The sequence below is a fragment of the Vibrio sp. QJM3NY_21 genome, from assembly GCF_057785975.1.
The window spans coordinates 3,111,876-3,130,665 of record NZ_CM173513.1 but is presented as its reverse complement, the minus strand read 5'-3'; the positions used below and the strand labels follow the sequence as shown (position 1 = coordinate 3,130,665).

Sequence of the window (18,790 nt, the reverse complement as noted above, 5' to 3'; positions counted from 1 at the left end):
GAGCACTAAAAAGCCAGCATATAAATGCTGGCTTTTTTAGTGACGTTATTTTGAGAAATAAGCGAGAGAATTAGTCTCGGTTAAGCTCAAGAAACTCTTCTACTTTGCGAACCATGTCTGTTGAGCCAACAAAGAAAGGTACACGTTGGTGTAACTCAGTTGGTTTGATGTCCATGATACGTTGAGCACCGTCTGAAGCGATACCACCCGCTTGTTCCATAAGGAAAGCAATTGGGTTGCACTCGTAAAGTAAACGCAGTTTACCTTGAGGGTGGCTTTGTGTGCTTGGGTATAAGTAGATGCCGCCTTTCAGCAGGTTACGGTGGAAATCTGATACTAGAGAACCGATGTAACGAGAGGTGTAAGGGCGGTTATCACTCGGCTCATCTTCTTGGCAGTACTTGATGTACTTTTTAACACCGGTAGGGAAGCGGAAGTAGTTACCTTCGTTGATCGAGTAGATCTTACCTTCATCAGGGATCATCATGTTTTCATGAGATAGACAGAAGGTACCCAGTGATGGGTCGTAGGTGAAACCATTTACGCCAGCACCTGTTGTGTAAACAAGCATGGTTGAAGAACCGTAAATTACGTAACCAGCTGCGACTTGTTTGTGTCCAGGTTGTAGGAAATCTTCTTGTGTTGGTGGGGTACCAATCGGTGACACTCGGCGGTAGATAGAGAAAATCGTACCAACCGATACATTCACATCGATGTTTGAAGAACCATCAAGTGGATCCATCAGAACAACGTATTTTGCGTTTTTGTTGAGCTCTTTATTGAAGGCAACAGCTTCGTCTTCTTCTTCACTTGCAACGCCACAAACTTGGTCACGAGCTTCTAGAGCCGCTTTAAATTTGTCGTTCGCGTAAAGGTCTAGCTTTTGTTGCTCTTCACCTTGAACGTTGTCTGTACCAACAGCGCCAGTAATGTCGACAAGACCTGCTTTGTTGATTTCACGGTTAACAATTTTTGCAGCAAGACGAATTGATGACAAAAGGGATGATAGATCACCACTTGCATGGGGGAAATCATTTTGTTTTGCAACAATGAACTCACCAAGGGTGCGCATCTCAGACATGTTATTTCCTTAAACTTCTCTCAATATTAGGGGGGATTTGAGCACTGTAGATTAGGCCTCTTGAGTGGGCTTTATTCATCTAGACGCTTACCTAAATTCTAAAGGTTAGATCTTTTTAATGGTAATGAACTAAGCGACACAGATCTCACTTACTATGTCGACTAAATTTGTTTTGCATTGCTGCTCGCTTTTAATCGCCATTTAATGATAATGAGTGCAAGTAGTTTGATTTAGACATGGCTCATTTAGCCAAGCGTTTGGAAGCAATATATGCATATTCACATCTTAGGAATTTGTGGCACCTTCATGGGTGGTGCCGCGGTATTGGCTCGTCAATTAGGTCACAAGGTTACGGGTAGTGACGCGAATGTTTACCCTCCAATGAGCACTTTGTTGGAATCGCAAGGGATTGAAATTATTGAAGGGTTCGACCCTAGTCAATTAGAGCCAAGGCCTGATCTCGTGGTTATCGGTAATGCCATGAGCCGTGGTAACCCGTGTGTAGAGTATGTATTGGATAATAACCTTAGATACACATCAGGCCCGCAATGGTTGCAAGAATTTCTACTGCATGACCGTTGGGTTCTTGCGGTCTCGGGAACGCATGGCAAGACTACTACATCAAGCATGTTGGCTTGGATCTTGGAAGACTGTGGCTATGCACCGGGCTTCTTAGTTGGTGGTGTGTTGGGTAACTTTGGTATATCTGCTCGCCTTGGTGAAAGCATGTTCTTCGTGGTTGAAGCCGACGAATACGATAGTGCTTTTTTCGATAAACGATCTAAGTTCGTTCATTACCACCCAAGAACCTTGGTCATGAATAATCTTGAGTTCGATCATGCGGATATCTTTGATGATCTTGAAGCGATCAAGCGACAGTTTCATCATTTGGTTCGCACTGTGCCAAGTAATGGTCGTATTTTTTCACCGAAGCAAGATACGGCTATTGAAGATGTTCTTTCTCGTGGGTGTTGGAGTGAGACTGAATCGAGCGGCGAACTTGGCGATTGGGATGCCAAGAAACTGGTTAAAGATGGCTCCAAATTTGAGGTCTATTTCCAAGACGAATGTGTTGGAACCGTAGGCTGGGATTTGGTTGGCGATCATAACGTAAGTAATGCCTTGATGGCGATTGCGGCGGCAAGACATGTTGGTGTGACACCCGACTTAGGATGTGAATCACTGGCGGCGTTCATTAATACCAAGCGTCGCTTAGAGTTCAAAGGTGAGGTAGTAGGTGTTTCTGTTTATGACGATTTTGCTCATCATCCTACAGCGATTGAACTTACTCTGGGTGGCTTACGTAATAAGGTCGATACGAAAAAAATCATTGCCGTTTTAGAGCCTCGTTCTGCCACCATGAAGCGTGGTGTGCATAAAGAAACCTTGGCTGATTCTCTTAAACAGGCGGATTCTACCTACTTATTCCAACCAGATAACATTGATTGGTCTGTACAAGATGTTGCCGATGCGTGCCATCAACCCGCACATGTAAGTGATGACATGGATACATTCGTTGCTAGAATTGTCTCAGAGGCACAAGCGGGCGACCAAATCTTGGTAATGAGCAATGGTGGCTTTGGTGGTATTCACCAGAAACTGTTGGATGCGTTGGCACTCAAAGGCTAACTGATCCACGATCTTATATTTTGAAGTAATTGAGAACATGACAAAACACGATAAAGCTATAACCCTCGCTTTCACTGGCGCATCAGGTGCGCCTTATGGCCTGCGTTTACTTGAATGCCTTTTGGCGGCGGATTATCAGGTCTATTTACTGATATCGTCGGCTGCGCGAGTGGTGTTGGCGACCGAGCATGAACTTAAGTTACCTGCAGGACCCGATGCAGCGAAACAAGCTTTGGTTAAACACCTTGGGTGTGACCCCGAAAAGCTGGTGGTGTGTGGCAAAGATGATTGGTTCTCACCGGTTGCCTCTGGCTCTGCAGCGCCGAAGCAGATGGTCGTTTGTCCATGTTCAGCGGGAAGCTTGGCTTCAATTGCTCATGGCTTATCGGATAATCTGATTGAGCGTGCTGCAGATGTGGTCATGAAAGAACGAGGCCAACTGTTGTTGGTGGTTCGTGAGACGCCATTCTCGACGCTGCACTTAGAGAACATGCATAAGCTATCGACTATGGGCGTGACGATCATGCCTGCCGCTCCGGGTTTTTATCATCAACCTAAGTCGATTGAAGATCTGGTCGATTTTATGGTGGCGCGCATTTTGGACCATCTTGGCATCGAGCAAGGTTTAGTGCCACGTTGGGGTTACGATCAACGTAATTGATCCAAACTTGATAGCTTATTGTTAAAATTCGAATTACAATTCTGAACACTCATCGGGGAGCGAACCATTCAAATAATGAATGCGAGCTGAGATCAAGCAAGTGCTTGGGACCCGTAAACCTGAACCAGATAATGCTGGCGTAGGAATTGAGTTAGGAACAACTTCTACCGTTCTCCTCCCTCAAACCTGTGCCGCTCAGACCATGGAGAGCGTCCAGTGAAATTTACATTAACAACTCTTGCTGTTACTACAGCCATCTCTTTTTCTGCCTTTGCTGCAGACAATACCCTAACGGTTTATACCTATGACTCTTTTGCTGCGGATTGGGGCCCTCGTCCTGCCGTTGAAAAAGCATTTGAAGAAAAGTGTGGCTGCGATGTGAACTTTGTCGCGCTAGAAGATGGCGTATCTATTCTGAACCGCTTACGTCTTGAAGGTGGTAACAGCAAAGCTGATATCGTGTTAGGCCTAGATAACAATCTGATGGCTGAAGCGAAAGCGACGGGCTTATTGGCTGAGCACAATGTTGATACGTCTTCAGTGACACTTCCTAACGGCTGGGACGACAGCACCTTTGTTCCTTATGATTTTGGTTACTTTGCGTTTATCTATAACAAAGAGAAACTAGCAAACCCACCTAAGAGCTTGAAAGAACTGGTTGAGCAGCGTGACGACCTCAAGGTTATTTACCAAGACCCACGTACATCTACGCCGGGTCAAGGCATGATGCTATGGATGAAGTCAGTATACGGTGATGAAGCGACAGCAGCTTGGAAGAAACTTGCTCAGAAGACGGTTACGGTTACTAAAGGTTGGTCTGAAGCTTACTCTATGTTCTTAAAGGGGGAGTCGGACTTAGTCTTGTCTTACACAACATCTCCTGCTTACCACATCATTGCAGAAAGTGATTCTAAGTATGCAGCTGCAAGCTTTGAAGAAGGTCATTACACTCAAGTGGAAGTGGCTGCGAAAGTTAAAGGCAGCAAAAATGAAAAACTGGCCGATGAGTTTATGGCGTTTATCTTAAGTGATGAATTCCAATCGGCGATGCCAACTGGCAACTGGATGTACCCAGTGACGGGTATCGAGCTACCCAAAGGGTTCGAGCAGTTAACAGTACCGCAGAAAGCTCTGAGTTTTACGCCTGAAGAAATCGCTGCTAAGCGTAAGCCATGGATTCGTGAATGGCAGAGTGCACTTACTTTTTAAAGGATTAGCTTTCTAGCTTAACTTTCTAAAGATGAGTTTCCTAAAGCTCAGCTTTCTAACTTTCTGTATTTAAAGGTTCGTTCGATATTAACTGAGTGAACCGCTTACGGTAAAAAATCAATTTATGATAAAGAAAACACCTAAGGTCGGGATCTGGGTTGCGATACTCATTACCGCCTTTGTGGTTTCAGCAGTTGGGGCATTGCTTAGCAATGCCCCTTCTCTTGATATCAGCCAAGTATGGTCCGATCCTTACTATTGGCACGTAACGAAATTCAGTTTTTATCAAGCGACACTCTCAACTGTGCTGAGTGTTGGCTTTGCTATACCTATTGCTCATGCTTTGTGTCGCAGGCAATTTTTTGGGCGAGCTCTGTTGTTAAGGCTGTTCGCATCGACCTTGGTTTTGCCTGTGTTAGTCGGTGTGTTTGGCTTGCTTGCAATTTATGGCAACAGTGGTTGGTTAGCTAAATTTCTGGCGAACTTCGATATTGAATTACCATTCTCGATTTATGGGTTGAATGGCATTTTGCTCGCACATGTCTTCTTTAATCTTCCCTATGCCAGTCGTTTACTTTTACAAGCTTTAGATACCGTGCCTGCCGAGCAACATAAGCTGTGTGCTCATTTGGGTATGAGTCATTGGAATAAATTCAAATGGGTCGAATGGCCGCGATTGAGACAACAACTGCCTCATGTATGTGGCTTAGTCTTCATGTTGTGCTTTACTAGCTTTGCTACCGTGATGGCGCTAGGTGGAGGTCCGAAATCGACCACTATCGAGTTGGCAATCTATCAAGCGATTAAGTTCGATTTTGACCTACAGGCTGGTGCGTTACTCGCGATATGGCAAATGCTGCTGTGTGGAGTGCTCGCGGTGAGTATTCAGCGCCTGTCGAAACCTATTTCAGTGACGGCCAGTCAGTTGTCGGAAGAGAAATATTTGGTTAAGGACTGCTGGTGGTCAAAAGCTTGGGATAGCTTTTGGATCATAGTAGTCTCAATGCTGGTATTGCCGCCATTAGCCATGGTTATCGTCAGTGGTATTAACTCACAAGCACTGACTGTGCTCAGCAGCGAACCGTTTTGGGCTGCGCTAATGACCTCAGTTAAAGTTGCGTCCTTAGCAAGTGTTATTGCCGTCGGTATTGGTATTGCGATACTGCTGACCAGTCGTGCATGGCGTTTGCAGAACAAGAACTTTAGAGCCGATAAAATCGAGCTGATTGGTACCATTATCTTAGTGACACCAGGGTTAGTGATCAGTACGGGACTCTTCTTATTACTGCGTTCATTTACCGATGTATTTAGCTTAGCTTTCTTTATTGTGATTGCAGTAAATAGCTTAATGGCACTGCCTTATGTGATCAAAACCTTAGCCCAACCTATGTTGCATTTATCTCAACAGTATCAATACGTGTGTGCAAGCTTGGGAATGACAGGTTTCACACGTTTTAGGCTGGTGGAGTGGCGCGCACTACGTAAACCAATGGCGCAAGCCTTTTCTATTAGCTTTATGCTGGCGATGGGGGACTTGAGTGCCATTGCCTTGTTTGGTAGCCAAGATTTTAGAACGCTGCCTTTGTATCTATTCCAATTGTTAGGCAGCTATCAAATGGAAGCTGCGGCGGTGGTTTCGGTGAGTTTGCTGCTGCTAAGTGTAGGCAGTTTTAGCTTAATAGAATTTTTATTTACTCGAAGCTCAAACCCTAATGCTAAAGAGTTAAGGAACCGATGATGTTAGTGATGAAAGAGGTGGACTACCACTATCACCGAGAGTTGTTTCGCTTTGATTTCCAAGCTGAGCAGGGCGACATTGTCGCGTTGATGGGGCCGAGTGGCGCTGGTAAATCAACGTTGTTGGCGCTAGTTGCGGGATTCATAGAGCCTACATCGGGTGAGATATCAGTGGCAGGACAATCGCTTATTGGTAAAGAAGCGCACCAACGTCCATTGGCGATGTTGTTCCAAGAACACAATCTTTTTGCCCATCTCACCGTACGTGAAAATATTGGTTTAGGGCTGCATCCAGGATTAAAGCTTACAGCAACCCAAAAGCTCAAAGTTGAGCAAGCAGCCGCACAAGTAGGTGTTGCAGAGTATTTAGATAGATTGCCTGAGCATTTATCGGGTGGCCAGCGCCAGCGTGTCGCGTTAGCCCGCTGTTTTGTTCAGCCTCATGATATCTGGTTGCTTGATGAACCTTTCTCTGCGCTTGATCCTTTGCTGCGCGAGGAGATGCTTAGCTTAGTGAAGCGATTAGCGGCAGAACGAAATATTACGGTATTGATGGTGACGCACCATTTAGGTGATGCACGCAGTATCGCGAATAAGTTTATTTTTGTGGCGCTAGGTAAGGTGTTGGTTGAAGACTCGATAGAGGTACTGACAGCTACTCACCCTCAGCAAGAATTAAGTTCGTTTGTTAAAGCGGGTGAGTGACGACTGAGTATTGGTCTTGTGGGCTTTGACATTGAGTAAGTCGAAAAAAAAAGACCTAGCATGTGCTAGGTCTTTTATTATCTTTCTGAGCAAAGGGAGACTAAGATTAGTCGCCTTGCTTTAGCTCTTTTAAGATTTGGAAGATCTCGCGAGAAGACTTCGCTGGCTTGTTTGCTGATTTCTCTTTGTTAGCTTGGCGAGCTAGCTGACGAAGACGTTGACGGTCTGCTTCAGGGTACATTTCCATAACGTCAGAAATGGCAGCATCGCCTTCTGCAACAACGCGGTCACGCAGTTGTTCTAGTTTGTGTAGTTCAACTGTTGCTTGAGAGTGTTTGTTGCGAATTTTATCTAAAGCCGCTTGAATTGGCTCTGGATCTACATTGCGCATTACTTTACCAATGTATTGAAGCTGACGGCGCTTTGCTTCATTTTTAAAGCGTTGTGCATCTTTAATCGCTTGTGCCAGGTCTTCAGACAAAGGGAACTTATCAAGAATAGAAGGCTTTAGTTCAACAAGCTCTTCTCCCAGCTTTTGCAGGGCATCCATGTCCGTTTTCATTTCTGTCTTACTTACCCAGATGATTTCTTCTTCTGGTTCCCATGGGGCTTTTTGGTTTTTGCGAGCCATCTTTTCTGCCTATGTCACTATCTCAAACGAATATATTGCCTATTTTAGCAAGAATCTTGGGGAGAAAGCGAAATTCTTGTTATCCTACCTAATATTGACCTAAAAAATTAGAATAGATATGGATGTAAAACAGCAAGTCGCCCAGCAAAGAGTTGAGCTAGAAGCCGCAGTAGCTAAAGCGTTGGATATGGCATCAGTGAGTGCAGACGCAGCTGAGGTCGCTATTACTAAGTCAACGGGTTTAAGTGTTTCAACACGTATGTGTGAAGTGGAAAACGTTGAATTTAATAGTGATGGTGCTCTAGGTATTACTGTTTACCGCGGCCAGAAAAAAGGCAGCGCATCTACATCTGATCTGAGTGAAAAGGCAATTGCTCAAACAGTCGCGGCTGCGCTTGATATCGCTCAGTACACTTCTGAAGACCCATTTGCAGGTCCTGCAGCAAAAGAATACATGGTAAAAGAAATTCCAGATTTGGATCTTTTCCACCCTGATGAACCAAACCCCGACTATGCCGCTGAGATTGCGATTGCTGCTGAGAAGCAAGCGCTAGCTTATAGCGACAAGATCAAACAAAGTGATGGTGCAAGCTACGACAGTCACTATGGTGTTAAGGTTTATGGTAACAGCCATGGCTTACTAGCAAGCTACGCCTCAAGCCGCCATAGCACGAGCTGCTGTGTGATTGGACAAGGCACTAATGGTGAAATGGAACGTGACTACAGCTATACCGTTGCACGTCATCGTGATGAGCTATGGGCGCCTGAGCGTGTTGGTCAAGAAGCGGCAGAAAAAACCATCAGCCGTTTGGATGCTAAAAAGCTACCAACAGGCCAATATCCAATTATGTTCGCGAACGATGTCGCTACAGGTCTAATTGGCCACCTTGTGATGGCAATTAGCGGTGGTAATCTTTACCGTAAGTCTTCGTTCTTACTGGACCATCTAGGTCAGAAAATCTTGCCAGATTGGTTCAATATCTCTGAGCGTCCACATATCTTACGTGGTTTGGCTTCAAGCCCATTCGATAGCGAAGGTGTGTTCACTCAAGATCGTGAAATCATCACCGACGGTGTGTTAGCAACTTACCTGCTAACGAGCTACGCCGCACGTAAAATGGATATGACGCCAACAGGTCATGCGGGTGGTATTCATAACTGGTTCGTTAAATCGACCGGTCAAAACTTTGAGCAAATGCTAAAAGAGTTAGGCACAGGCTTCCTTGTGACTGAAGTGATGGGTCAAGGTGTTAATACCGTGACAGGTGATTATTCTCGTGGTGCTGCAGGTTTCTGGGTTGAGAACGGAGAGATCCAATACCCAGTATCGGAAGTGACGATCGCGGGCAATCTAAAAGATATGTTCACTCAGATTGTAGCGGTAGGTAACGACGTTGAAACTCGTTCACAAATTCAAACCGGTTCTATCCTGCTTGAATCGATGAAAGTCGCGGGTGAGTAATTTGCTTAATTTGCTTTAGTTTAAATCTGAAGCTCAAACCTGAAGCGTAAATCTGACATATTAAAAAGGGGGCCTCTGGCTCCCTTTTTGTATTCAGCATCTCGTCTTAGAATAGGCTATCTGTTTATTACACTAGATATGTATGAGTTAGATAAGCATGAGTTAGATAAGAATGGTGGCTAGGCCTAAGAATACCGATAGGCCAATCACATCGGTTACTGTGGTCAGAGCCATACCGCCAGCAAGGGCAGGGTCGATATTCATCTTCTTCAGCATTACAGGAATGGTTACACCGGCAATACCCGCGACAATCAAGTTTGTCATCATCGCTGCTGAGATGATGCCTCCCAAGATCCAATTGCCTTTCCAAGCAACCACTATACCGCCAATGATAACGGCCCATAGAATGCCGTTAAGGAAGCCGATAGAGGCTTCTTTGAGTAGTAGTTCGCGTTTGTTACTGTCACCAATGTGACCAAGCGCTAAACCACGAATCACTAGAGCGACGGTTTGGTTACCTGCAACACCACCCATGGACGGTACGATAGTCATCAAAACGGCAATCGCGGCCATCTCATTCAGTGTGGCCTCAAACATATTAGACACAGACGCTGCCGCGAGTGCTGCTAAAACGTTTGCACCTAACCATACACTACGACGACGAGCGGATTTTACGACCGGTGCGAAGGTATCTTCGTCATCATCCATACCCGCCATACTCATCATTGAGTGTTCAGCATCTTCACGAATGACATCAACCACATCATCGATCGTGATACGACCTACAAGGTGTTGATTTACATCGACAACAGGAGCTGACACCCAGTTACGACGTTCGAACAGGCTGGCGATATCAGAGGCACTGGTTTCAACGGCGATCGCTTCGTCGGCATCTTCCATCACTTCTGAAACAGACACATCAGGCTGGGTTGTAATCAGTGTGCTGAGCGATAGGTTACCAATGAGGCGTTCGTCGTCATCGATAACATATAATGCATCGGTAGCGTCAGGTAATTCACCACGCATACGTAAATAACGCAGTACGACCTCAACATCGACATCACCGCGGATCGTGATTACGTCGGTGTTCATTAACGCACCCGCTGAATCTTCAGGGTACGAAAGGGCAGTTTCTACTAATGCACGATCGACAGAGTCCATTTGGGAAAGGACTTCTCGAGAAACATCGTCCGGCAGGCTTCGAAGTACGTACGCGACGTCATCGGTTTCCATACCTTCGGTTGCTTCTGCCAAGGTTTCTGGTGCCATTTTTGACACAAGAGCATCTTTGACATCTTCGTTTAGCTCATCAAGAATTTCACCGTAGTCTTCTGGATCGGTGAGTTGCCAGAGTACGTCACGACTTTTGCGAGGGGAGGCTTCTAAAAGGTGTGCAATATCCTCAGGTTCCATATCCTGAAGTTGTCGGCGTACGTGAACAAATCGGCCGTTTTCTAGGGCTTCGCTGACTTCTTGGAGGGTTTGGTGAGCTTGGTCGAATTCTAATTGCTCTGCCATATTTTCCTCCTATCTCATTATTCTAACAATGCTTGGAATAGTAACTTAATTCTGGGGCTTATTTAAATCATTAACTTAGGTAGAACTAAGAATTAATATTGGTTGATGCGTGGTTTGAGTTTTAGATGTTGTGAGTGAAGCGTTTTTGCTACTCGCCCTCATCAAACCGGTCTTCAATTAGGTGACAAACGGCATCAAGCGCTTGCTGTGAATCGGTGCCTGCGGCTTGGATAGTGATGTGTTGCCCTTGCGCCGACTCCAGCATAAGTAGCCCCATTACACTGTCTGCTGTTGCCGTTTTATCTTCTTCACTATGGATAGTGATGGTTGCATCAAAGCTTTGTGCAAGCTCAACCAATTTTACGGCTGCTCTAGCGTGAAGACCCAAGCGATTTTGGATCAGTACAGTTCGAGTTAATTCCATGGTTAGCCCTGTTGGTGCTTCTCTAGGGAGGCGTGTCTGATTTGAACTTGATGGCCAAGTTGTTCGAAGTATTCACCAATTTTCTGAGTTAGGTAAACCGAGCGGTGTTTACCGCCAGTACAACCAATCGCGACCGTTAGATAACTGCGATTATTCTTCTCTAACATTGGCAACCACTGCTCAACAAAGCCTTGAATTTGCTGCTTGAGTTCAAGAACTTCTGAGTGTTTTTCAAGAAAAGAGTGAATGGGTGCGTCAAGACCCGTTAATGGTCGTAGTGCTGGTTCCCAGTGAGGGTTTGGCAAAAAGCGAACATCAAACACATAGTCAGCATCACTTGGTAGTCCGTATTTGAAACCGAAAGATTGAAAGACAATGATCAGCTCTTGCTTCTCTTTGCCTTCAACTTTAAATCGAACCTTTTCGCTCAATTCGTAGAGGTTGCAGTCACTGCTGTCAATCACAATGCTGGCTTGTTCTGCGAGAGGTGTTAGGAGTGTCTTTTCTAAATCAATCGCTTGCTCAAGAGATAACTTTTCTTGGCCGATCGATAAAGGGTGGATTCTGCGTGTTTCGCTGTAGCGTTTGAGTAGCGTTTGCTTACTTGCGTCTAGGAACAAAACGTTCACATCAATATCAGTGGCGGCTTCTAGTTGTTCTAGTGTCTCTGTAACTAACTGCGGTTCTTTCGGTAGGTTGCGAATATCAATGCTAACAGCGACGTTTTGATTGATCTCGCGTACCGATTCGACGAAGTCGCTTAGCAGGTTTACAGGAAGATTATCAACACAGTAATACCCCAAGTCTTCAAGGACTCGTAACGCAACACTTTTACCGGCCCCAGATTGGCCACTCACAACGATTAATCGCATGTTATTGCTCGCAAGTTGGCACTTGGATCATGATGTCGTAAAGCTCTTGATCGCTTTGAGCATTACGCAACTTTTTAAGAGTCTGCTTGTCGTTAAGTCGTTCTGCCATACATGAAAGGGTTTTTAGATGTTCCTTGCACTGTTCACTTGGAACAAGCAGGGCAAATAGTAGGTCGACAGGACGATTATCAATCGCATCAAATTCGATTGGGTCTTGGCATTGTAGTAATACAGCTATCGCTTTATCACTGACATTCATACGAGCATGAGGAATAGCGATGCCGTTACCAATACCAGTACTGCCCATTTTTTCACGGCTCAACATGCACTCAAACAGTTCTGTTGAATCTTGACCACAGCTTTCTGCAGCGATCTGACTGATGAGCTCAAGGGCTCTTTTTTTGCTTGTGCATTGGACTGCACTTTTGGTGCAGTCCAATGAAAGTACTTCGCTTAATTGCATGTTAGTGACTACTTAGCTTTTCTTTGTGCTTGTTGAGTTGGCGGACGAGTTTATCAACCAATGAATCAATCGCGGCATACATGCTTTCATCAGTTGCTGTCGCATGGATTTCCCCCTGATTTATATGCAGGGTAGCTTCCGCGATTTGATTGATTTTCTCAACTTTTAAAACAACCTGAACGCTATTGATATGATCAAAGAAGCGCTCAAGCTTGTCGAATTTAGTGCGAACATAGTCTTGCATTGAATCGGTAAGATCAACGTGATGGCCTTGAATATTGATTTGCATAGACTTTCCTTTTCAGTTGGTTGCCAGATTATAACCAAATTAATAGTTAACTAAATTAGCTTATAGCAGGCGTTTACGCTGACTCGATGGGGCAATGCCCAGAGACTCACGGTATTTCGCTATGGTACGTCTAGCTACCTGAATTCCTTGGTCAGCCAGTAAAGCAGCAATCTTACTATCACTGAGAGGCTTCGCGGTATTTTCCGCTGCGACAAGCTTCTTAATCAGTGCGCGAATTGCTGTAGATGAACATTCACCGCCATTGTCAGTGCTGACATGGCTTGAGAAAAAGTATTTGAGTTCGAAGATGCCACGTGGCGTGTGCATGAATTTTTGAGTCGTCACACGAGAGATCGTGGATTCGTGCATATCAACGGCTAACGCAACATCATTCAGAACCATTGGCTTCATCGCTTCTTCGCCATGTTCGAAGAAATCACGCTGATGTTCAACAATGCATCGCGCAACTTTGAGTAGCGTCTCATTTCGGCTTTCTAAGCTTTTGATTAGCCATTTTGCTTCTTGCAAATTTGAGCGAATGAATTGGTTGTCTGCGCTGCTGCCCTTACTACCAAGAGCGGCATATTGCTGATTTACTTTCAGCTTAGGGACACTATCAGGGTTAATGGTGACTAACCACTTTCCAAGATCTTTGAACACCGTTACGTCAGGAACCACATATTCAGTTTCGTCCGGTGTAATCTTACTGCCAGGTCGAGGATCCAGTTGCTGAATCAGTTGCAGAACCTCACGTAGTTCCGCTTCTTTCAGTTTGGTTTCTTTGATGACTAATTTGTAATCGCGGTTACCGAGTTGGTCGATGTGGCTAGTAAGTACTAACTTAGCTTCGTTAAGCCAAGGGGTATCCTGGGGAAAGGTTGCCAGTTGCAGTAACAAGCAATCTTGTAGATTCACTGAACCGACACCCAGCGGGTCAAACTGCTGAACTCGTTTGCGGACGGCTTCAATCTCATCAAGCTCTACTTCTTCGCTATCGAAGTTTTCAAGGATATCTTCACAAGATACGGTGAGGTAGCCATAGTCATCAATGGCATCAATCAGCGCGAAAGCAATGCTTCGGTCAGTTTCAGAGAATGGTGTTAGGTCGAGTTGCCAAAGTAGGTAGTCGTGTAGGCTTTGAGTCGTTTCGCCTTGATAAACAGGCATGTCGTCATCAATCGCAATACCAGTGTTACCTGTGTTTGCGCTGTAGACGTCTTCCCAAGTTGTGTCGATTTCTAGTTCGTTGCCAATTTCTGATTTTTCGATTAAGTCTGAGCTATCAGGTAAATCTTGTTCTGTGGCTTCAACTGTTTCTTTCTCGTCACTGCTAGGTTTCTCTTCCGATGTAGGCGTATCTTCATTGCCTTCTTCGACATCGAGTAGTGGATTAGATTCAAGTGCTTCTTGAATCTCTTGCTGCAAATCTAAAGTAGACAATTGCAACAAACGAATCGCTTGCTGCAATTGAGGAGTCATTGCTAACTGTTGGCCTAGCTTAAGTTGTAATGAGGGTTTCATTCAGTGTGACTTACCTAGTTATTATTCTTAGAACTCTCGATAATCTCTATATAATCATAGACGGAATTGTTCGCCTAGATAAACTTGTTTAACTTGTTCGTTATTGAGAACATCTTCAGGAGTACCCTCAGCGATCAGGTGTCCTTGGCTTACGATGTAAGCTTTTTCACACACATCTAATGTTTCACGAACGTTGTGATCGGTAATCAAAACGCCCAAGCCGCGATCACGTAGGTGAACAATGATTTTCTTGATATCGATAACTGAGATCGGGTCAACACCGGCAAACGGTTCATCCAGCAGAATGAATTGCGGGTTTGCTGCTAGAGCTCGAGCAATCTCCACACGACGACGCTCACCACCTGACAGAGCCATACCATTACTGGTGCGGATATGTTGGATGTGGAACTCTTCTAGAAGGTCTTCCAGCTTATCTTGGCGCTGTTCGTTAGTCATTTCATCACGGGTTTGTAAAACGGCCATGATGTTGTTCTCAACAGACAACTTACGGAAAATCGATGCTTCTTGCGGTAGGTAACCGATACCAAGACGAGAACGACTGTGCATTGGCAAGATACTGATGTCACGGTCGTCAATGCTGATAGTACCTTCATCACGCGCAACCAGGCCAACTATCATATAGAAAGAGGTCGTTTTCCCCGCACCGTTAGGGCCAAGCAGACCAACGATCTGGCCTGACTCTACCTGCAAGCTTACATCGGTAACAACTTTGCGCTTGCTGTAGGTTTTCGCTAGGTTTTTTGCTTTAAGAACAGCCATCGTTACTTATTCACTTCCGTTGGTTGTAAAACCGTTGACACTCGTTTGTTTTCACCACTGTCAGCGACTAATTTTTGAGAGCCGATCTGGTAGGTGATCTTAGAGCCACGAATGATGCTGCCATCTTGAGATAGCATTGCATTCTTAGTCATGATCAATTTGTCGGCAACAAGCTGGTAATGTAAGTCGTCAGCTTCACCGTAGAGTGTCTTCCCGTCGTCAGTCAGTTGAGAGAAGGTCGCTGGCTTACCGAAGCCTTGAATTTCTTCAATCTCACCGTTTACGGCGTTGCGGGTAACAATAACCTTATCGGCATTGATATTGATGCTGCCTTGCTTAAGGTTTACATCACCAAGGAAAGTCACTTGGTTACTTTTCATATCCAATTGCTGGCTGTCTGAGTCAATGTAGACAGGTTGCTCGCTATCCGAAGAAAGGGCATAGACATTAGGCGCCGCAAGGGTCAAAGCGAATAAACTAAGGTGTAAGAGTTTCATATCTACCTTGAACAGAATTAAAGAGGGTTGCATTGTTGGTACCGAAGTTACCTTTCATTGCTTGTCCCTCAGTTTCAAACAATGTACCGATCATATGGACCGGAGTCTCTGAATAAAAATCTCGGCTAGGCAGCTCAACAACCATTTTATCTGTGGTCATAGTATCGAAGCTAGCTTCTGGCAACAGGTTCTTTGCCACGACGTTGTCATAAAACGTGACAACTTGATTCTCATCCATAATCGCGCGATCAGCGGTGACTTGCCATTCAATCGTGTGCCCTTCTCGGAATACCGAAAGAACCGGGTTTTGAAAGTGCGTATCGCCAACCACTGAGTAGTGCTCTAAATACGTCGATTCAACCTGATAGCTACGAATACCGCTTTCGTCATAGCTAATGTTGTTTAGACTTTTGCCACTAAACGCGGGCAGCTCCAAATTTGGAGCCACTTGTATCGTTGATGTTTGCTCTTTGTCGTACAAGTAATAGGTTGACCAAGAGGCAATAAATATGAGTATTAAATAGATAATACGAGTAAAACTCATATGCTTAAACCTTTATGCACGTCGAGTTCATTTCTTGCTTGTAAAATAAGGTCGCAAACTTCACGTACCGCGCCGTGACCACCGTTAATGGTTGTCACGTAATTTGCACGCTTTGCAAGTAGTGGATGACCATCTGCTACACATACCTTCAAGCCAACTTTTTCCATCACAGGCCAGTCGATCAGATCGTCTCCGATGTAGCCCGTATTTTCAGGGTTCACTGAAAGTTTATCGCAAATATCTTGATAGGCCTTAACTTTATCATCCTGACCTTGGTAAATAAGCTTAATACCGAGAGCGGTCATTCGATTCTCAACAATTTGAGATTTACGGCCAGTGATGATTGCAATTTCGATACCGGCGCTCATCAGTGACTTAATGCCATAGCCATCACGAGTGTGGAAGGTTTTCAGTTCTTCACCGTTGTTGCCCATGTAGATGCGACCATCTGAGAATACGCCATCGACATCGCAAATAAGCAATTTGATCTCTTTTGCTACGGCAAACACTTCTGAATCTACTGTGCCGTATAGAGTTTCGACTGTCTGTGTCATTACATTACTCCTGCTTTCAGTAAGTCATGCATGTTTAACGCTCCGACTAGTTTGCCTTCATGGCACAGCATTAGGCCATTGATGCTCTTAGCTTGCATCAAGTTCAAACCCTCAACCGCGAGCATGTTTGGTTCTGCTACCGTCGGATTTAGCGTCATCACGTCGCCGATCTGCGTGTCATGGATATCGATGCGCTTGTCTAGGATACGGCGCAAATCACCATCAGTAAAAATACCGGCCATTAGACCGTCTTCACTCACGACTGCCGTCATCCCCAAGCCTTTTTGAGATATCTCCAAAAGAGCGTCTCGTACCAACGCTTCCGGTGCTACCACAGGGAGTGCATCGCCCGTATGCATGATATCTTCAAGCTTCAATAATAGTTGTCGACCCAAAGCGCCGCCAGGGTGGGACAAAGCAAAATCTTGCGCAGTAAAGCCTCTGGCTTGTAAAAGTGCGACGGCTAATGCATCACCCATCACCAAGGTAGCCGTTGTACTGGTTGTTGGCGCAAGACCAAGTGGACACGCTTCTTCTGGTACTGATATTTGTAAATGAATATCAGACAAAGTCGCCATGTTTGATGCTGGCTTACCTGTCATGCTGATAATCTTGATGTTCAAACGCTTCAATACCGGGAATAAGCTTAGGATTTCACCTGATTCGCCAGAGTTGGATATTGCTATAACAACATCGCCAGCCCCGATCATTCCTAAGTCACCGTGCGCAGCCTCCCCTGGGTGTACGAAGAAAGCGGATGTCCCAGTACTTGCTAGTGTTGCTGCTATTTTTTTGCCGATGTGGCCAGATTTTCCCATGCCCATCACAACCACTTTTCCTTTGTTGTTCAGGATAAGGTCGCAAGCTTTGCAAAAGTCATCATTAAAATATTGGTCCAATTGAGTAAGACCTGCAACTTCGGTTTCCAAAACTTGCTTTGCAACACTGCGATAATCGAATGACTGAGACATTAAATACTCCAAGTACGGGAAGTTAAATCAATAATTAAGCTGACATGTTCATAAGTAGGTAAGCTTGGTAGGCCACGAATGTCACTATTAACACACCGCCTTCAATACGATTCACACTACGTGATTTACCTAGTGCCATTACAACAAGAAGTAGCGATACACCTAGCATTACCCAGAAATCACGACCCATCGCAAACTCGCTCAAGACTGAAGGGTTGAGGATGCCAGGGATACCCATAACAGCAAGGATGTTGAATACGTTCGAGCCAATGATATTACCCACGGCCATATCATCCTCACCCTTCATTACGCCAGCAAGTGATGCTGCTAGCTCAGGCAGACTTGTACCAACGGCAATAATGGTTAAACCAATCACAAGGTCGCTCATGCCAAAGAATTTCGCGATAACAACGGCGTTATCAACCAACATGTTGGCAGCTAGAGGCAGAATTACCAGACCAACTACCACCCACATTGCGGCTTTAGGGTTGCTCACGCCTTCAGGAACTTCAGATTCTTGTTCTTCAAGGAAGGCATCGCCGTTCTTTTTCTCACTGCGGCTGATTTGCAGCATTGCGAATAAGAATGCGGCAAAAAGAACAAACAACAATACGCCTTCGTAGAACCCTAAATGGTTGTCCCACAGCAAAGCACCCGCTAGTAGAGTGACACCAATCATCAATGGTAGCTCACGGCGAATCACACCAGAGCTAATTGATAGCGGTTTGATAAGCGCTGTAATACCCAAAATCAGTGCGATGTTGGCGATGTTTGAACCGAGAACGTTACCTACAGCCGTATCTGTTTTTCCATCAAGAGCAGCTGTTGCTGAAACCATCATTTCAGGAGCCGAAGACCCCATTGCTAGAATCGTCATACCGATAACTAATGGTGAGATACCAAAGTTGCGAGCAAGAGCAGCGGCGCCGTAAACCAGCTTATCTGCACTCCACACCAAAAAACCTAGACCGATAATAAGAAACGCAATCGCTTCAAGCATGATGATTCCTAAAAAATTAATAAAAAACGGAGAATTAACCGCTAATTTTGACCTGTTGCTAGATAAAAGGGAAGTCACTCGGCAAATTAATTACCAGTTAGCAGGCAAGAAAGAGAGCTCAATAGATAATTTTCTAAGGCTTTCAAATCCCTGCATAGATTCCTGTTTAATATGAATTAATTGAACAGTGCTTTTAATTCTAAAGTAGACTCATTATTATTGCAGCCATAATTGGCGTATTT

The 18,790-nt window shown here is 44.9% G+C and carries 20 protein-coding genes and 1 riboswitch; of the genes, 6 read left to right on the top strand and 14 right to left on the bottom strand.

Translation table 11 applies throughout. From position 1 onward, the window contains the following. Positions 1 to 70 precede the first annotated feature (70 nt). The gene (fbp, locus tag AC3CID_RS13920) at positions 71 to 1,081 is read right to left on the bottom strand and encodes a class 1 fructose-bisphosphatase (RefSeq protein ID WP_065207457.1); all 1,011 of its coding nucleotides are present in this window, start codon (positions 1,079 to 1,081) and stop codon (positions 71 to 73) included. 270 nt (positions 1,082 to 1,351) lie between these two features. Between fbp and mpl the strand changes: the two genes are divergently transcribed. From mpl to thiQ, 5 genes are all read left to right on the top strand, one after another. After that, entirely contained in the window at positions 1,352 to 2,710 is a 1,359-nt protein-coding gene (gene mpl, locus AC3CID_RS13915) for a UDP-N-acetylmuramate:L-alanyl-gamma-D-glutamyl-meso-diaminopimelate ligase (RefSeq protein ID WP_488526679.1), read from the top strand. 37 nt (positions 2,711 to 2,747) lie between these two features. After that, positions 2,748 to 3,371: a flavin prenyltransferase UbiX gene (locus AC3CID_RS13910; protein ID WP_016787846.1), complete on the top strand. Its 624-nt coding sequence runs from the start codon at positions 2,748 to 2,750 to the stop codon at positions 3,369 to 3,371. A gap of 43 nt (positions 3,372 to 3,414) precedes the next feature. Then, positions 3,415 to 3,534, top strand: a riboswitch (TPP riboswitch). A 53-nt stretch (positions 3,535 to 3,587) separates the two neighbouring features. Next, positions 3,588 to 4,580 carry a thiamine ABC transporter substrate binding subunit gene (thiB, locus tag AC3CID_RS13905; RefSeq protein WP_146456662.1) on the top strand — a complete coding sequence of 331 codons (993 nt, stop codon included), beginning with the start codon at positions 3,588 to 3,590 and terminating at the stop codon, positions 4,578 to 4,580. Between the two features lie 124 nt (positions 4,581 to 4,704). After that, positions 4,705 to 6,318, top strand: coding sequence for a thiamine/thiamine pyrophosphate ABC transporter permease ThiP (gene thiP / locus AC3CID_RS13900; RefSeq protein WP_065207454.1), 1,614 nt, complete (start codon positions 4,705 to 4,707; stop codon positions 6,316 to 6,318). Further along, entirely contained in the window at positions 6,318 to 7,022 is a 705-nt protein-coding gene (thiQ, locus tag AC3CID_RS13895) for a thiamine ABC transporter ATP-binding protein (RefSeq protein ID WP_020477151.1), read from the top strand. Before thiP ends, thiQ begins: the two co-directional genes overlap by 1 nt. A 106-nt stretch (positions 7,023 to 7,128) precedes the next feature. Here the strand turns inward: thiQ and yjgA are convergent, their stop codons facing one another. Next, entirely contained in the window at positions 7,129 to 7,653 is a 525-nt protein-coding gene (yjgA, locus tag AC3CID_RS13890; protein WP_017083748.1) for a ribosome biogenesis factor YjgA, read from the bottom strand. 118 nt (positions 7,654 to 7,771) lie between these two features. On the opposite strand from yjgA, the gene pmbA reads away from it, so the two are divergent. After that, positions 7,772 to 9,115 carry a metalloprotease PmbA gene (pmbA, locus tag AC3CID_RS13885; protein ID WP_488526678.1) on the top strand — a complete coding sequence of 448 codons (1,344 nt, stop codon included), beginning with the start codon at positions 7,772 to 7,774 and terminating at the stop codon, positions 9,113 to 9,115. Positions 9,116 to 9,277: 162 nt separating this feature from the next. Here the strand turns inward: pmbA and mgtE are convergent, their stop codons facing one another. The 12 genes from mgtE to AC3CID_RS13825 form a co-directional block, all read right to left on the bottom strand. Beyond that, positions 9,278 to 10,633 carry a magnesium transporter gene (mgtE, locus tag AC3CID_RS13880; RefSeq protein ID WP_004735298.1) on the bottom strand — a complete coding sequence of 452 codons (1,356 nt, stop codon included), beginning with the start codon at positions 10,631 to 10,633 and terminating at the stop codon, positions 9,278 to 9,280. A gap of 148 nt (positions 10,634 to 10,781) precedes the next feature. Beyond that, positions 10,782 to 11,057 carry an HPr family phosphocarrier protein gene (locus AC3CID_RS13875; protein ID WP_004735299.1) on the bottom strand — a complete coding sequence of 92 codons (276 nt, stop codon included), beginning with the start codon at positions 11,055 to 11,057 and terminating at the stop codon, positions 10,782 to 10,784. A gap of 2 nt (positions 11,058 to 11,059) precedes the next feature. Continuing rightward, positions 11,060 to 11,929 carry an RNase adapter RapZ gene (gene rapZ / locus AC3CID_RS13870; protein WP_004735300.1) on the bottom strand — a complete coding sequence of 290 codons (870 nt, stop codon included), beginning with the start codon at positions 11,927 to 11,929 and terminating at the stop codon, positions 11,060 to 11,062. Position 11,930: 1 nt separating this feature from the next. Then, complete coding sequence (gene ptsN / locus AC3CID_RS13865; protein ID WP_004735301.1) at positions 11,931 to 12,392, bottom strand: PTS IIA-like nitrogen regulatory protein PtsN; 462 nt, start codon at positions 12,390 to 12,392, stop codon at positions 11,931 to 11,933. 1 nt (position 12,393) lies between these two features. After that, positions 12,394 to 12,681, bottom strand: a complete 288-nt coding sequence (gene hpf, locus AC3CID_RS13860) for a ribosome hibernation promoting factor (RefSeq protein ID WP_004735302.1) — start codon at positions 12,679 to 12,681, stop codon at positions 12,394 to 12,396. A 60-nt stretch (positions 12,682 to 12,741) separates the two neighbouring features. Further along, positions 12,742 to 14,202 carry an RNA polymerase factor sigma-54 gene (locus tag AC3CID_RS13855; protein WP_004735303.1) on the bottom strand — a complete coding sequence of 487 codons (1,461 nt, stop codon included), beginning with the start codon at positions 14,200 to 14,202 and terminating at the stop codon, positions 12,742 to 12,744. Positions 14,203 to 14,256: 54 nt separating this feature from the next. Next, positions 14,257 to 14,982: an LPS export ABC transporter ATP-binding protein gene (gene lptB, locus AC3CID_RS13850; protein WP_004735304.1), complete on the bottom strand. Its 726-nt coding sequence runs from the start codon at positions 14,980 to 14,982 to the stop codon at positions 14,257 to 14,259. Between the two features lie 2 nt (positions 14,983 to 14,984). Then, a complete protein-coding gene (gene lptA, locus AC3CID_RS13845) occupies positions 14,985 to 15,479 on the bottom strand; it encodes a lipopolysaccharide transport periplasmic protein LptA (RefSeq protein ID WP_004735305.1) in 495 nt (164 codons plus the stop codon). Next, positions 15,460 to 16,023: an LPS export ABC transporter periplasmic protein LptC gene (gene lptC / locus AC3CID_RS13840; RefSeq protein WP_102442585.1), complete on the bottom strand. Its 564-nt coding sequence runs from the start codon at positions 16,021 to 16,023 to the stop codon at positions 15,460 to 15,462. The genes lptA and lptC overlap by 20 nt, the downstream gene beginning before the upstream one ends. Then, positions 16,020 to 16,577: a 3-deoxy-manno-octulosonate-8-phosphatase KdsC gene (kdsC, locus tag AC3CID_RS13835; protein ID WP_054548282.1), complete on the bottom strand. Its 558-nt coding sequence runs from the start codon at positions 16,575 to 16,577 to the stop codon at positions 16,020 to 16,022. The genes lptC and kdsC overlap by 4 nt, the downstream gene beginning before the upstream one ends. Beyond that, positions 16,577 to 17,548 (bottom strand): KpsF/GutQ family sugar-phosphate isomerase, encoded by a 972-nt coding sequence (locus AC3CID_RS13830; RefSeq protein WP_054548283.1) that lies wholly within the window; start codon positions 17,546 to 17,548, stop codon positions 16,577 to 16,579. The genes kdsC and AC3CID_RS13830 overlap by 1 nt, the downstream gene beginning before the upstream one ends. A gap of 34 nt (positions 17,549 to 17,582) precedes the next feature. After that, positions 17,583 to 18,548 (bottom strand): calcium/sodium antiporter, encoded by a 966-nt coding sequence (locus AC3CID_RS13825; protein ID WP_146456658.1) that lies wholly within the window; start codon positions 18,546 to 18,548, stop codon positions 17,583 to 17,585. Positions 18,549 to 18,790: the final 242 nt, after the last annotated feature.